Consider the following 13,849-nt stretch of genomic DNA (forward strand, 5'->3'; position numbering starts at 1 on the left):
CTTCTAACCCGGGGCGGAGAGATTTTCTTGACGCGATCTCCCATCGTGGGACCTTCCCCGCGCTACAGGCGTGTTGCAAACGGGAGCAAGGTTCGATGAACGCGGCGGCAGCGAACTGGCAGACACTGGAAAACGTCGATGTGGAGTGCACCCACTGCGGCATCCGGATGACCCAGCAGCCGGGGACCCGGGTCCGCTACTTCCGGTGTTCCGGGTGCCACCGCTGGGTGTCCAGCGTGTACTCCGACGTCTTCCGGGCGGACGCGAAGGTGCGCACGCACCCCGTGAAGGACACCGGCGCCCAGGACGAGCAGTTCATCGAGGTCAAGGACCGGCTGGACCGGTGGCTGTCCGCGCTGGAAGAGCAGGACCCGTACCGGCTGCTGGGTGTGTCGCCGCTGGACTCGGCCGACACGGTCCGCGCGCGCTACCACGCGCTGGCCATGGAGCAGCACCCGGACCGCGGCGGCTCCGCTGAGAAGATGCGCGAGCTGAACGCGGCCTATGAGCGCATCCTCCGTCACCGCCAGCGCAAGCGTCAGGAGGCGCTGTCGGCCGGAACGCCCGTGGCCTCCGCGTCCGTCCTTCCCGCGCGCAGCAGGTAGGCCCAGAAGAGCGCCCCCAGGACCAGGCCTAGCCCCGCCTTCAGCCAGGTGGGGAACAAGTCCCCTGGGGAGACGTAGCCCTCCACCACGCCGATGAGGGCGAGGAAGGGCGCGCAGCCCAGCACCAGCTTCACCGCTTCCCGTCCGCGCACCGCCAGCGCCTGTCCCCGGGGCAGCTCCCCCGGGTCGATGAGCGCCTGGCCCACCATCAGTCCCGCCCCGCCAGCGATGACCAGGATGGACAGCTCCACCGGGCCGTGCGCGGCGATGAAGTCCAGCAATCCCCCCAGCATGCCCTCGCGGGCGCACAGCGCGCTGATGGCGCCGATATGCACCCCGTTGTTCACCAGCAGGAACAGCGTGCCCAGGCCGCCGGTGAGGCCCAGGGCGAAGGTGACAATGGTGACGGTGAGGTTGTTGGTCGCGATGCTGGACGCCACCGAGTTGGGCGGCGCCACCGACAGGATGTCATCCGTCCACATGCGGCCCTGAGCCACGTAGTGGCGCACGCCGGAGGGCACCAGCAGCTCGGCGCCCCGGGGCTCCCACAGCACCACCAGGGCGCCCAGCAGGATGCCCAGGATGAACAGCACGGCGCTGGCGCCCACGAAGCCACGCTCGCGGCGCAAGGTGGCGGGGAACTCGCGGCGGAAGAACTCCCGCACCGCGGGCCAGCGCTCGCGCGGCGGCTGGTAGATGGACGCGTAGGCCTGGCCGCACAACTGGTTGAGGAAGCGGTGGACGTCCGTGCCTGCGTAGAAGGTCTGCGCGTGCGCCAGGTCGGCGGACGCGCGGCGGTACAGCGTGTCCAGCGTGCGCAGCTCGCCCAGCTTCAGCGTGCCGGAGCGCTGCTTCGCCAGCAGGGCCTGGAGCGCATCCCAGTCCGTGCGGCGTTGGGCCACGTAGGCGGGCAGGGGCGTGGCCATGTCAGCGCTCTCCCTGGACGCGGGCGCGAAGGAAGGCCTCGGTGCTCTCCGCGGACGCCAGCACCGCCGCGCGTGCTTCCGCGTCGTCAGGCCCCACGCGCTCCACCAGCCGCGCGCCCAGCCGCTGCCGCACCTCCGGCGCCAGCCCCGGCGCGCGCGACAGGAAGGACAGCACCAACTCCACGTCCTCCGGAGACAGGGGCCGCGCGCCGGTGCCCTGTGGCAGTGGCACGGACGCGGCCGGAGCGGCGGTGTACTTGTCCAGGTCGATGCGCTCCTCGCGCACCAGCAGCGTGCCGGCCAGCAGGTCTCCCAGGCGCCGGTGCTGGCGGGTGAGCAGCATGCTGACGCAGGCGGCGGCGTACAGCATGGGCAGGAAGTCCACTGCGCGGCAGAGGTTGCGCACCGCGCTCTCGTAGACACCCACGGGCGAGCCGTCCGTCCGCACCACCCGGATGCCCAGCACGCGCTTGCCCACCGTCTGGCCGTGGAAGAAGACCTCGCTCACCGTCCAGTACAGCCACTGCGTGGCGAAGACGCCCACCACCATCAGCGTCTGCCCCACGCCCGACAGCGCCTGGAAGACGCCGAGCACGTCCGACACCAGCAACGTGAAGGCGAAGTAGGCCACCAGCCAGAAGAAGAACAGCAGGCTCGCGTCCACCAACCACGCGAGGCAGCGGTAGCCGATGCCCGCGATGGGAAGCGTGAGCGCCACGCGCTCGGGCGTGGCCACGTCGAGATGGGGTGTCGGAGCGGAGTGCATGCGGGGTAGGCAGCATACACGTCTGCCTTCCTCCCACGCCTCCATGTCGCACCCCCTTTTCTGCTTGGACTTGCGGGATTTTCAGGGCCCAGACGCATGTGTCACGGTTGACAGTCCGCGCCGTGCGGGAGGGGGCTTTCATCAACTTGTGGACGCCCGGGCGTGTCCGGCTCCGGACAGCGATGACGAACCAACGGATGAAACCCCTGTAACGGGCTCTGATTCATGCACACTGGACACTCCCGTTAGGGCTGGTTCGCGTCTGCGCTTTCCCAGTGATAGGGTTTCTGCGTTGGACCATGAACCTGGGCCGAAGGAGGTGCGGCCCGCAGGGATGTCAGGAGTAGCTGAAAGTCAAAAACAGTCAGGAGTCGAGTCGTACATCGGTAGGTCGACTCCGGAGTGGCTCAGCGGACGCGCTCGTTCTTCCCTGTCATGCAACCCACTGGCCCAGGTGGTACCGGAGCCGGCTGTGGTCAGTTGTCTGTTCATGCAGTTTTCGCCATGACGGCTGGGGGGCCTTCGCATGGCAACCAATCAAGCAGCGATTCGTGTATCGATTCTCGAAGGACCGTGGGCGGCCTGGCAGGGCCTGGCCGACGGGCTCCGTGGTGAAGGCGTGCAGGTCTCCTCGGTGACGAGGGACGTGCGCCTGTTCCTCGACAGCCTGGGGACAGACCCGCCGCAGGTCGCGGTGATGGACGTGGAGGGTGACAGCGAGGCCGCCGTGGGCTGCTCCGTCACGGAAGGCATCAATCTCCTGCGGGAGGCGCGCAAGCGCCGGCTGGAGGTGCGGATGCTGCTGCTCTCCGCGGTGAGCACACCGGAAATCATCTCGCAGTGCTTCGACGAGGGTGCCTCCGGCTACCTGTTCCGCGCGGGCCTGGGCACGACGGCGGTGGCGTCCGCCATCAACTCCCTGGTTCGAGGCGAGCGGCTGTTCCCGGTGCAGCTCCTGAGGAACGACTTCGAGCATCCACCGGTGACGTCACCCACCGCGAGCGTGCTGCTGGCGCTCACGCAACGCGAGCGCGAGGTGCTGGCGTATGTCGCGGGCGGCGCGGACAACCTGAAGATTGCCGCGCACCTGCAAATCGCCGAGCGCACCGTGAAGTCCCACGTCACGCAGCTCTACCGGAAGCTGGGCGCGGAGAACCGCACGCAGTTGGCGCTGAGGGCGTGCCACCTGGGCGTCCGGCCGCCGCCGGACCTCTAGGCGTCGCTGTCGTTCCGCTCATGCAGCACGCCCCCCGGACCTTGGCGCCGTTGCCAGGGGTCGCGAGGGGCGTGCGCACGGACGGTGCCGTGACTACGACTTCAGCTCTTCCATCTTCTTGCGGAGGCTCAGCGGACGCATGTCCGTCCAGACCTCCTTGATGTACTCCAGGCACTCGGCCTTGAGGCCCTGCTTGCCTGCATCCTTCCAGCCGAGCGCGTTCTCGCGGTCGGCCGGCCAGATGGAGTACTGCTCCTCGTGGTTCACCACGACCTTGTAGACGGTCGTGTCCTCTCGCTCATCCGCCATGGATATCTCTCCTGGAACGGGGCGTATTCTGGCCACAATCCAGGAAAAGGGGTCAAGACACGGAAGGCGTGGGTGCGGTCGGCGTCTGAAGCCCGCATATACTCGCCTGCCATGCAAAGTGTCTTCCGTGTCATCACCGCGCTCCTCCTCGCGCTGGGCGTCACCTGGGCGGCGCTGGCCCTGGCGCTGACGGGGGCGGGCCCCGAGGGCGCGCATGGGGGCCGAGCGCTGGGGGCCGTGCTGCTCGCGGCGGGCGCGGTGGTGGCCTGGCGGCGCCATTCCCAACGGGCCGCCCTGTCCGTCATCGGCGCCGGGTGTGTGGCCATCTGGGGGTGGACCCAGACGGTACGGCCCGCGACGCAGGCGGACTGGGCGCCGGACCTGACGCGCTCCGCCCGGGCGGTGGTGGAGGGCCCCCATGTGACGTTGCATGACGTGCGTGACTTCCGCTACCGCACCACGTCGGATTGGGATGCGTCGTGGTACTCGGCCACGTACGACACGCGTGAGCTCACGGGCGCGTGGTTCATCGTGGAGCCCTTCTCCGGCGTCTGGGGCGCGGCCCACACCATGGTGAGCTTCGGCTTCGCGGATGGGCGCTACCTCGTCTTCTCCGTGGAGGTCCGCCGCGAGAAGGGGGAGACGTTCTCCGCGCTGGGCGGCCTGTTCCGCCAGTTCGAGCTCACCTATGTCGTGGGGGACGAGCGGGACCTGGTGCAGCTGCGCTCCAACCACCGCAAGGACGACGTCTACCTCTACCCGGTGGATGCGTCGAAGGAGCGCATCACCCGCTTCTTCCTCGACATGGTGGCGCGGATGAACGCGCTGCACGAGAAGCCGGAGTTCTACGACACGCTCACCAACAACTGCACCACCAACCTGGTGCGGCACCTGGAGAAGGTGAGCCAGAGTCAGGTGCCCTACGACCACCGCACCTTGCTGCCGGCGTTCTCGGACGCCCTGGCGTATGAGCTGGAGCTCATCGACCGGGACGCGCCGCTGGAGCAGGTGCGCGAGCGCTACCACATCAACGCACGCGCGCAGGCGGCGGACGGGCGCCCGGACTTCTCGCGGCGCATCCGCGAGCCGCTGGCCGCCTCCACCGCCGGCACCGTGCCGTGACACGCCAGGCCCCTTACGGGGTGTGGCGTGCCTTCAGGTGCTTGTCGTAGTGCTGTTGCAGCGCGACGAAGTAACCGCGCTCCTCCCAGAGCGCGGCGATGAGGCGCTCCGTCAAGGTCTTCACCTCGGCGCTCTCGCCCGGCTCGGGCGTCCGGGGGCCGAGGGCGTCGGAGCTGAAGAAGGCGCGAGTGGCCTCGGCCATGAGCAGGCGGCTGCCCGCGAAGAGCCGGCGCAGGGCCTGATTGACGGGGCGCGGGTCCAACTCCGCGCAGGCGGCGACGATGGCGTCGTGAATCTTCCAGGGCAGCGGGCCCTCCATGTCCTCGGGCCTCAGGTCGCCACGGTCCAGGGCATGGTTGAGCAGATAGCCGTGATGCAGCGCTGATGACGCCACGTCCACGCAGTCCTTCACCCACAAGACGAAGAAGAACTTGCGGAACACCTTGCGCACCGGGAAGAGCGCCAGGCCCTTCATGTAGCTCATCAGTCGGCCGCCCGCCGTCCGGCCAATGTGTGAGCCGGCGAGGACCTCCACCGCCCGGGCCGGCCTGGGGAGGCCGTGCTCGGAGAGGATGGTGAGGACCATGCTCTCGCGGGCCTGCCGGAGCGCGTAGTCGTCCAGGAAGGGGACAGGGATGAGCGGCGTCAGGCCGGACACGACGGCGAGAAAGGCCACGCGGCCCAATACGGGGGGCAGCTCGTTCTCGGAAGGACGGGGCTTCGGCTCGGTCATATGACGTTCATATGCCCATCGGGCCCGGCGATTGCGCGGGCCCTGAAGGCGGGAACGGTGTTGGCTGGCCTCCAGCCGGGCGTCGTGGCTCAGGCCTTTCGTTCACCCTGGGCGTGCGGCATCAGCAGCACATAGAGGGTGCTCATTACCGGCGTGGGGACGCCCCGCGCGCGGCCCCGGCGCACCACCGAGCCCTGGAGGTATTCGACCTCCAGCGGCTTGCCGTTCTCCAGGTCGCCCAGCATGGACGGGCGCATGTGGGCGGGCAGCCCGTCCATGTACTGCACCAGGGCGTCCGGCGTGCGCGTGGTGGTGACGCCCTCCGCGGCGGCGACGCTGAGCACCTCGGCGGCAGCCTGCCGGAACACCTCGCGGAAGGCTGGATTGTCCCGGAGGGCGCCCACGGGCAGCCGGGACGCGGTGCTGAACGCGGACATGCAGGCGAGGAAGGACAGCTTGTCCCAGAGCGCTCCGCGCGCATCCGCCACGGCCTCCACGGTGACGCCCGCGCCGGCCAGCGCGTCCCGCAGGGACTGTGCCCGGTCGGAGATGCGCGAGGTGTCACCGAACACTTCTCCGAGCACGATTCGGTGGTTCGTTCCGGTCTGGGTGATGACGCCGGGCTCGCTGATGGCGGTGGAGATGTACGTGGTGCCGCCCAGGACGGCGGCTTCGCCCACGGCGGCGGCCACTTCGGAGGGGATGTCCACGCCGTTCTGCAAGGTGAGCACGAAGGGCGCCGTTTCGCCCGGCGCCGGTGCGCCTCGCGCGGAGAGCAACGTCTTCACCGCGGGGAGCACGGAAGCGACGTCGTAGTTCTTCACCGCGAGGACCACGACGTCCACGGGGCCGAAGCGCTGGACGTCATCGTCGGCCTTGACCGCGACGGTGAAGTCTCCTTCGGCGCCGTGGATGGTGAGCCCGTGTTCCTGCATGGCGCGCAGGTGCGCTCCGCGCGCGAGGAACGTCACGTCATGCCCGGCGCGGACCAGCTTCGCGCCGAAGAAACCACCGACGCCTCCAGAGCCCAAGATGGCGAATCGCATGGCGCGGAAGATAACCGCACATCCCCAGCGGGGCAGGGTTGAATCACGCGCTCGCACTCCGCGAATCAGCGAGCAAGACAGCTGTGTTGGAGCACAGTCGCACGACGAGGCGGCCGTCTGGCGCCGCCACGTTGTGACGACTTCAACGGCACTCAGCGCGTCAGCGACACAGTGACCTTCGGCTCCTCGGGAGGCGGGTGCCACGCCAGGGGGCTGGGAGGCGGCGCGGCCTCTCGGACGAGCGGGCGGTGCCTCGCGATGAACGCCGCCGTGCTCTCCGGGCTGGCACATGCGGAGAGGATGAGCTCGGGCGTCACGAAGGCGGTGGCGATGGCGTCCGCGACCCGGGCGTCCTTGCTGCCAGCGGCCAGCAGGTCGATGACGTGCGGAGGCGGCGGCTGCAACAGCGCGTTGGTCCAATGCGTTGCCGGCGCGGTGGCGGCCCACGAGCCCGCTTCGGCCTGCCGACAGAAGACCTCGTCGAAGGGACGGTTCTCCGCCAGCGCGGTGACGATGTGCTCCGCCAGCGCGAAGGCGGAAGCAGACCCCGCGTTGGCGCCCTGACCCGCGACGGGGTCATTCGTCACGTGCGTGTCGCCCACCGCCATGACGAAGCGGCCACCCGAAAGAGGCGCCCAGCCCTGGCGCACCGTCGGCGTGAAGGAACCTTGCAGGTAGTCCATGGGACCTCGCACGCCGAAGCTCGACGGATCCACGCGCTCGTAGGTGGTGGGTGCGAAGCGGCGCAGGAAGTCCATCAGCATCGCCTCGAAGGCGCGCGGGTCTTCGTCGTAGCGCTGCGTGCTGAGCCGTGACAGCTCACTGCCGGGCAGCGCCTCGATGAGCACGCTGGGCACGCGCCCGTTCGCGGTGACGACCTGAGACTCGAAGATTTCGCCCTGACCGGGAATCAGGTTGGCATTCATCCCAATCGGCTCCTGCATGCGCACGCCCTTGAGCAGCGCGGCGAAGAGCATGCGCGGCGGCTGCGTGTGCGGCGACAGCTCGGGCACGCGGGGGAACAGGCGCGTCAGGCCATTGCGCCCGGTGGCGACCACCATCAGCGCGTGTTGCCGCGCCAGGCGCTCCAGTACGTCGACGTCCACGGGAAGCACCTCCAGCTTGCCGCCGCGCGCGACGAAGTCCTCCGCGAGGCGCGGCTGGTACTGCCGGTAGTCCACGAAGATGGAGGGGGAATCCAGGCGGCCCCGGAGGCTGAATGGGTGGGGCCCGCCGTTCACATGGATGCCGATATAGAACATGTCGGCGTTGGGGCCGCTCCAGTGGTCCACGCCCAGGACGCGCTCACGCATGCGCGTGGGGGCATGGTGCGCCACCGTGTTGAGCAGACGGGAATCCCGTAGCCTGCTCGGCTCCTGCTCCGTGTAGATCGTCACGGGCACACCGTGGGACAGCAGCTTCAGACCCAGGTGAAGTCCCGCGGTGCCGGCGCCAACAATTCCAATGCGCTCCATATGACTCTCCTCCGTGTCCCCTGCCGTCATGGCTGTGTCGGGATGGACCCCCCAAGGGCCAGGGGCGTTCCTTAACACAACACAAACGGAGATCTTCAGACAGGACGTACTTGATAGCCGAGAAAAAGAGAGGCGCATTGCGTCATGCCTTGATGGGCAGACGTAGACGTCGGGTTGGGAACAGCAGGCGCAAGGCTTTACAGTGGGACGCAATGGCCCAGTTCCTCGACGTGGCGTTGAAGGTAGGAGACCTGACCGAGTTCACCGCGGACGCGGTGCTGTTCAAATACGCACAGAGCTTCTATGGCGCGACGGGTCAAGCAGCGCGGCGGCTGGAGCTGGCGGGCGTTCCCTTGGCGCAGCTCACGCTTGCGCCCGGTGCGAACCGCCTCGTGGAGACGCGGGGGACGCTGACCTCGCCACGGGCGCTCTTCCTGGGCACCGTTCGCCTGGGCGAGTTCGGCTACCACGAGATTCGGCAGTTCGCGGTGCGTGCGCTGGTGGCGCTGGAGAACCACTCTGGCCTCGCGCATGTCGCGGGCACCGTCCATGGTCCCAACTATGGATTGGATGAGGACGAAGCCGTGCTCGCCTTCGTGGGCGGGCTCGTCGAAGCCTTCCAGCGTGGCTCCGGCCCCCAATCCCTGGCGCGCTTCACGGTCGTGGAGCGGGACGCTCGCCGTGCGCAAAGACTGGTCAAGGCATTCGCACGTGGCTTGAGCGCAACGCCTGGCGTGGAGCCGCTTCCGGACGGTGGCTTCCGGGTTCGGCGAATGTCAGCCGTGACGCAGGCGCCGCCTCTGGCGACGGCGGGCACCGTGTCCATGGCAAAGCCTCACGCCTTCGTGGCCATGCCTTTCGCACCCGAGTTGGAGGACACGTACCACTACGGCATCCAGGGGCCGGTGAAGGCCGCGGGCATGCTGTGCGAGCGCGTGGACCAGGAGCTGTTCGACGGCCCCATCATCCAGCGCATTCGCGAGCGCATCGAGACGGCGAAGGTGGTGATTGCCGACCTGTCCCTGGCCAATCCGAACGTGTACCTGGAGGTCGGCTATGCGTGGGGTCGGGGCCGGCCCACGCTGTTGTTGGTGCGTGACGTGAAGGAGCTCCGCTTCGACGTCGCGTCCTATCGCTGCATCGTCTATCGCAACATTCGCGAGCTGGAGCAGTTGCTGACGAAGGAACTCCAGCGCATGGACGACTGAGTGGCGCGCGTCACCAGCCGCGTGCGGTGATGGCGTGCGTGCCGGCCCAGGTGCCCTGGCGCAGCAGGTGCAACCGGTCGTGCAGGTTGACGGAGGCACAGGCGTGGTTGGGCACCACGCGCACGCGGTCGCCCACGCGGGGCCGCCAGGAGGTGCTGGAAAGGTCCAGCAGGCCGTGCTCCTCGGACAGGCCTCGCACCAGGACGTCTGGCCGGTCGAGCAGGGCGCCGTAGACGCCCGTGTCGGTGAAGCCTTCCTCCTTGGCCAGGGCCTTGGAGCCCGCGTCGATGACCGCCTGGCCCGGCACGGTGGTGCTCACCACCGTGGCCAGCACGGAGTAGGCACATTCCTCCCACGGGCATGCACCCACCGATACGGCGTTGCGGTCATTGAAGATGTTGATGCCCGGGCGAATCTCCGTGAGCCCGGCGACTTCATGCGAGCGCCACAGCGTCGGCGTGGAGCCGCCGCTCACGGTTTCGGGCCGCAGTCCCGAGTCCGTCAGGGCCTCGATGAAGGCCGCCAGCCGCTCGGACTGTGCGCGCATCGCAGAGCCCAGCTTCTCCTGGGGAAGGCGCAGGTGTCCGGCGTAGAAGGTGATGCCCCGGTACTCCAGGCCACTGCCGAACGCCACGTTACCGGCCAGGGCGATGGCGTCCCCGGTGGACTGGAGGCCCACGCGCCGCATGCCCAGGTCCAGCTCCACCAACACGCCCACCGTACGGCCCGCCCTCCGGGCCGCGCGGCTCAGCATCTCCAGCGCCTCGCCCGAGTCCAGGGCCACGGTGAGCCGGACGTGTGGTGGTAGCGCCATGAGCCGGGCAAGCCTGTCGTCGCCCACGGGAGGATAGGCGAGCAGGATGTCGTCGCAGGCGGTGGCCATGACCTCCGCCTCGCGGACGGTGGCCACGGTGACGCCCTGGGCTCCGGCGGCGAGCTGGAGCGCGGCGAACTCCGGTGTCTTGTGCGTCTTCGTGTGGGGCCGCCACCGCAGGCCGTGCTGGCGGGTGTACATGGCCACTCGCTTCAGGTTGGCGTCCACACGGTCCAGGTCCACGAGGGCGGCGGGTGTCGTCATCATGTCGAGCCGGTCCACATTCATGCCGTGCAATGTGGCACTCCGGTGTGCCGGGCTCCAGGAGTACCGGGCATGTTCGCCCTTCGTTCGTGAAGTGCTACACCTCCGCGACTCGCGCGGCGCCACGACCCGCCAGGTGCACCCCGCGAGCGAGGCCACATGCCAGATTCCCCGTTGACCCTCAGGGCCCTCAACCGCGCGACCTTGGCGCGGCAGATGTTGCTGGCGCGTGAGCAGACGTCCGTGCTCGGCGCGGTGGAGAAGCTCCTGGCGCTTCAGGCCCAACAGGCGAAGCCGCCGTTCATCGGCCTGTGGTCGCGTGTCGCGGGCTTCGAGCGAGACGCGCTCCAGGTGCTGCTCCAGCGCAAGGAGGTGGTCCGCGCCACGTTGATGCGCGGCACGTTGCACCTGGCGAGCGCGGAGGACTACCGGCACCTGCGAGCCAGCTTCACACCGCTGCTCGAAGCCTCTGTGGCGTCGGTGCTGCGCGAGCGCGCGAAGGGGCTGGACGTCGCGCCGCTCGTCAAGGAGGCGCGCGCCTTCTTCGATGAAGCGCCGCGCACCTTCGAGGCGCTGCGCGACCACCTGGTGGCCCGGCATCCCCAGAACGACGAACGCGCCATGGGCTTCGCGGTGCGGATGTTCCTACCCCTCATCCAGGTCCCCACGGAGACGGAGTGGGGCTACCCCGGCACCACGGACTTCGCGGTCGCGGAGTCCTGGCTGGGCGCACCGCTGCGCGCCGAAGCGGACCTTCCCACGCTGGTGCAGCGCTACCTCGCGGCCTTCGGTCCCGCATCGGTGACGGATGCCCAGACCTGGTCCGGCCTCAAGGGCCTGAAGTCCACCTTCGAGGCGCTTCGGCCTTCGCTGCGCACGTTCCGGGACGAGAAGGGGCGGGAGCTGTTCGACCTGCCCAAGGCACCCCGGCCGGACGAGGACACGGCCGCACCCGCGCGCTTCCTCCCGGAGTTCGACAGCCTGGTGCTCGGCCATGAGGACCGGGCCCGGCTGGTGGATGACGCGTACCGCTCCAAGCTCATCACCAAGAATCTGCGAGTCCCCGCCACCTTCCTCGTGGACGGCTTCATCGCCGGGACGTGGACGGTGGAGCACAAGCGCGCGGCGGCTACGCTCGTCGTCGAGCCCTTTGCGCCCATCAAGAAGAAGGACCGTGACGCCCTGGTGAAGGAGGGCGAGGCGCTCCTGCGTTTCATGGAGCCCGAAGCCCGCACGTTCGAGGTCCGCGGGCAACTTGAGCATGATGTCCGCCCGGAAGCGGACGAAGCTCACTCGTCCTGAAGCCCCCGCTCAGGTGCCCGAGCCGCGCTCTGCGGCGAGCACCCTCTCCAGCGCCTCCGGGCTCCGCCCCACCACAGTCGTCCCGTCGCTGGCGGTAACGATGGGCCGCTGAATCAGCTCTGGGTGCTGGACCATGGCTGCAATCCAGTCGGCACGGTGTGTCGCGTCTCTGGGCAGCATCTCCAGCGTGGCCTCGGTCGCCGCGGCCTCACCCATGCGCACCAGCTCCCAGGGCTCCAGCTCGAGCCTCCCGAGTACGGCCTCCAGCTCCGCAGCGGTGGGGGGCGACTCCAGGTAGCGGCGGACGACGTAGGCTGCACCGGACGCATCCAGCGCGGCCATCGCGGCGCGGCACTTTGAACAGGCAGGGTTGATCCAGAGCTCCATCCGGCCAGTCTCGCACGCTGCGAAGCCGCCCGTCCGCACTCTTGCCGGGCTGTCAGTGCTGCGGCAGGCAGAAGCGAGGCGCGCCCCCGCTTCGCCTGCCCGTGGAGGTGCCCACGCGCCCCGCATCACCCCGCGGGCGGCGGGCCCACGCACTTGCCGCTGACCTTGTTCCCCCAGCCGGTGGTGCTCGCCTCTCCCTCGTAGGTGCTCCCATCCCCTCTCAGCTCGAGATGGACGGTGCCGGACGTGCCCTCACGACTGACCCAGGTTCCATCGAAGGCCTGGCCCGTGACCTTGCCGTTGATGGCGCCGGGCGATGTCGTTCCGGAATAGGTGCCACTGGCGCTCTCGCCAATCTGGACCAATTGCATGGTCCCGAAGATGTTGTCCGACCAGGTGCCGGAGAATCCCCAGCAGCCGGCAGGGGTGGGGGCCCCCGGCGTCGGGCCTCCCGGGGCAGAAGCGGGTGCACAGGCCGCCCCGACCGCCTCTTCAAAGGCGGCGAAATCGCGTCCGCCGATTGGCTGGCTCCAGTCGGGTGGCCGGATGGCCCGAACTCCCGGGCGGTTGACATATTGGTAGATGTAGAACTGGCCGCCGTTCTCACCCGGGCCATTGCAGTTGATGATGCTGACGACCGACTCCTCGACGATGAGTTTTCCCGTCGCATCGCGCGACTCGGGCTGGCGAAACTGCTGAATGACCGCGGCGGCATTCGCGCTTCCTCCGAAGAGGACCAGCGACGACAGCAAGGCCCGCACGCTGAGGAACTCCAGGTGGGGGCGCGCCGCTTTGGACTGATTCGAATTCATTCTCAGCTCTCCAGTGGTGGTGCGGCGTCGATTGGCCGCACGCCGCCGGAGTTTGTGTACGTCGCGCCTGCGACGGGAGGCACGGCGCTCTTGAGCTAGCAGCGGGACGCCGGGCCCTGTACTCCAGACCGCTGGTGGGGCCAGGCATGGCAGCGCGCGTCCTGCTGACACGCGGCCGCACACGCAGTGGCGTTCTGCGTTGAGGCCTTGAGGAAGCGCTCGCCTGGCACGCAGGCTTCACGTGGCTCGCGTGAACACATGCCTGTGGCTCACCGGATAGGCCCGCGTGCGGACGAGCTCGCGGAGGGAGCGCGGCGCGGCCATCCAGCGAAGGACCGAGACCGGAGACGTCTTGTCCGTCGAGATGAGGGCGACGCTGCCGATGCCGAGGAGTCGGTCCAGCAGGCTCTGCGCGACTTGCGTATCACCGACATTCCGGAGGTCGATCTCCCCCACGGTTTTGGAGAGGGCTCCGGTCTCGAAGTATAGGACGGATAGGAGCCCTGTTGAGGGCGGCGGGCTGGTGAAGAGGTGCCAAGAAGGGCCGCTGGAGGGTGACACGCGGGCTGTGCGCCGGGCCGGAGCAGAGGCTGTGCCGCCCCTCGGGGCACATGCCGCCCAAGCAGCCCATCCAGGCGGCAGGCCGCAGGGGCGTGGGCTTCCAGGTAACTCCACGGGTTCAAATCCTGTCTCCCCTGCCATGAATGGCCCAGGACTCATGTCGCGACCGGGCGCCGAGTCCAAGGAGTGGCGGGGACGCTACCGCTGGGGCGTGGTGCGCACGCTGGCCCGGGAGAACCAACTGCGCCGCCTCTGTACCGTGCCGTGCTTTTCCGCTTTTCCACGGACTAGGCTGCCCATGCA

16 protein-coding genes are annotated in these 13,849 nt (G+C 68.8%); 5 read left to right on the plus strand and 11 right to left on the minus strand.

The features are described 5' to 3' along the window. Positions 1–95 precede the first annotated feature (95 nt). The gene (locus tag BHS09_RS15335) at positions 96–605 is read left to right on the plus strand and encodes a J domain-containing protein (protein ID WP_140798239.1); all 510 of its coding nucleotides are present in this window, start codon (positions 96–98) and stop codon (positions 603–605) included. Here BHS09_RS15335 and BHS09_RS15340 read toward each other — a convergent pair. Then, positions 539–1,531: a stage II sporulation protein M gene (locus BHS09_RS15340; RefSeq protein ID WP_140798240.1), complete on the minus strand. Its 993-nt coding sequence runs from the start codon at positions 1,529–1,531 to the stop codon at positions 539–541. The two genes, BHS09_RS15335 and BHS09_RS15340, sit on opposite strands and share 67 nt — an antisense overlap. A 1-nt stretch (position 1,532) precedes the next feature. Next, positions 1,533–2,297 (minus strand): RDD family protein, encoded by a 765-nt coding sequence (locus BHS09_RS15345; RefSeq protein WP_174260549.1) that lies wholly within the window; start codon positions 2,295–2,297, stop codon positions 1,533–1,535. 526 nt (positions 2,298–2,823) lie between these two features. Between BHS09_RS15345 and fruA the strand changes: the two genes are divergently transcribed. Next, positions 2,824–3,513 (plus strand): response regulator transcription factor FruA, encoded by a 690-nt coding sequence (gene fruA / locus BHS09_RS15350; protein ID WP_011553167.1) that lies wholly within the window; start codon positions 2,824–2,826, stop codon positions 3,511–3,513. A 93-nt stretch (positions 3,514–3,606) separates the two neighbouring features. Here the strand turns inward: fruA and BHS09_RS15355 are convergent, their stop codons facing one another. Continuing rightward, a complete protein-coding gene (locus tag BHS09_RS15355; protein ID WP_013939684.1) occupies positions 3,607–3,822 on the minus strand; it encodes an MbtH family protein in 216 nt (71 codons plus the stop codon). A 111-nt stretch (positions 3,823–3,933) separates the two neighbouring features. On the opposite strand from BHS09_RS15355, the gene BHS09_RS15360 reads away from it, so the two are divergent. Continuing rightward, positions 3,934–4,944: an Lnb N-terminal periplasmic domain-containing protein gene (locus tag BHS09_RS15360; RefSeq protein WP_140798242.1), complete on the plus strand. Its 1,011-nt coding sequence runs from the start codon at positions 3,934–3,936 to the stop codon at positions 4,942–4,944. A 13-nt stretch (positions 4,945–4,957) separates the two neighbouring features. Here BHS09_RS15360 and BHS09_RS15365 read toward each other — a convergent pair whose 3' ends face one another. From BHS09_RS15365 to BHS09_RS15375, 3 genes are all read right to left on the minus strand, one after another. Next, positions 4,958–5,677 (minus strand): hypothetical protein, encoded by a 720-nt coding sequence (locus tag BHS09_RS15365; protein ID WP_140790851.1) that lies wholly within the window; start codon positions 5,675–5,677, stop codon positions 4,958–4,960. A gap of 89 nt (positions 5,678–5,766) precedes the next feature. Beyond that, the gene (locus BHS09_RS15370; RefSeq protein ID WP_140798243.1) at positions 5,767–6,723 is read right to left on the minus strand and encodes a ketopantoate reductase family protein; all 957 of its coding nucleotides are present in this window, start codon (positions 6,721–6,723) and stop codon (positions 5,767–5,769) included. A gap of 152 nt (positions 6,724–6,875) precedes the next feature. Further along, positions 6,876–8,198, minus strand: a complete 1,323-nt coding sequence (locus BHS09_RS15375; protein WP_140798244.1) for a styrene monooxygenase/indole monooxygenase family protein — start codon at positions 8,196–8,198, stop codon at positions 6,876–6,878. 212 nt (positions 8,199–8,410) lie between these two features. On the opposite strand from BHS09_RS15375, the gene BHS09_RS15380 reads away from it, so the two are divergent. Continuing rightward, positions 8,411–9,406, plus strand: a complete 996-nt coding sequence (locus BHS09_RS15380) for a TIR domain-containing protein (protein WP_237078312.1) — start codon at positions 8,411–8,413, stop codon at positions 9,404–9,406. A 10-nt stretch (positions 9,407–9,416) separates the two neighbouring features. Here BHS09_RS15380 and BHS09_RS15385 read toward each other — a convergent pair whose 3' ends face one another. Continuing rightward, on the minus strand, positions 9,417–10,508 hold the full coding sequence (locus tag BHS09_RS15385) for a D-TA family PLP-dependent enzyme (RefSeq protein ID WP_140800681.1): 1,092 nt from the start codon (positions 10,506–10,508) through the stop codon (positions 9,417–9,419). Between the two features lie 135 nt (positions 10,509–10,643). On the opposite strand from BHS09_RS15385, the gene BHS09_RS15390 reads away from it, so the two are divergent. Continuing rightward, positions 10,644–11,786: a winged helix DNA-binding domain-containing protein gene (locus tag BHS09_RS15390; protein ID WP_140798245.1), complete on the plus strand. Its 1,143-nt coding sequence runs from the start codon at positions 10,644–10,646 to the stop codon at positions 11,784–11,786. A 9-nt stretch (positions 11,787–11,795) separates the two neighbouring features. On the opposite strand, the gene BHS09_RS15395 is transcribed toward BHS09_RS15390, so the two are convergent. The 4 genes from BHS09_RS15395 to BHS09_RS40285 all read right to left on the minus strand — a co-directional run bounded on the left by BHS09_RS15395 (position 11,796) and on the right by BHS09_RS40285 (position 13,705). Beyond that, entirely contained in the window at positions 11,796–12,173 is a 378-nt protein-coding gene (locus tag BHS09_RS15395; RefSeq protein ID WP_140790856.1) for an ArsC/Spx/MgsR family protein, read from the minus strand. A gap of 125 nt (positions 12,174–12,298) precedes the next feature. Continuing rightward, positions 12,299–12,985: a hypothetical protein gene (locus tag BHS09_RS15400; protein WP_140790857.1), complete on the minus strand. Its 687-nt coding sequence runs from the start codon at positions 12,983–12,985 to the stop codon at positions 12,299–12,301. Positions 12,986–13,080: 95 nt separating this feature from the next. Then, positions 13,081–13,245 carry a PAN domain-containing protein gene (locus BHS09_RS40280; RefSeq protein WP_140790858.1) on the minus strand — a complete coding sequence of 55 codons (165 nt, stop codon included), beginning with the start codon at positions 13,243–13,245 and terminating at the stop codon, positions 13,081–13,083. Next, on the minus strand, positions 13,223–13,705 hold the full coding sequence (locus BHS09_RS40285; RefSeq protein WP_140798246.1) for a PH domain-containing protein: 483 nt from the start codon (positions 13,703–13,705) through the stop codon (positions 13,223–13,225). The genes BHS09_RS40280 and BHS09_RS40285 overlap by 23 nt, the downstream gene beginning before the upstream one ends. Positions 13,706–13,849 lie beyond the last annotated feature (144 nt).

It is taken from the genome of Myxococcus xanthus (assembly GCF_006402735.1).
Classification (GTDB): Bacteria; Myxococcota; Myxococcia; order Myxococcales; family Myxococcaceae; genus Myxococcus; species Myxococcus xanthus_A.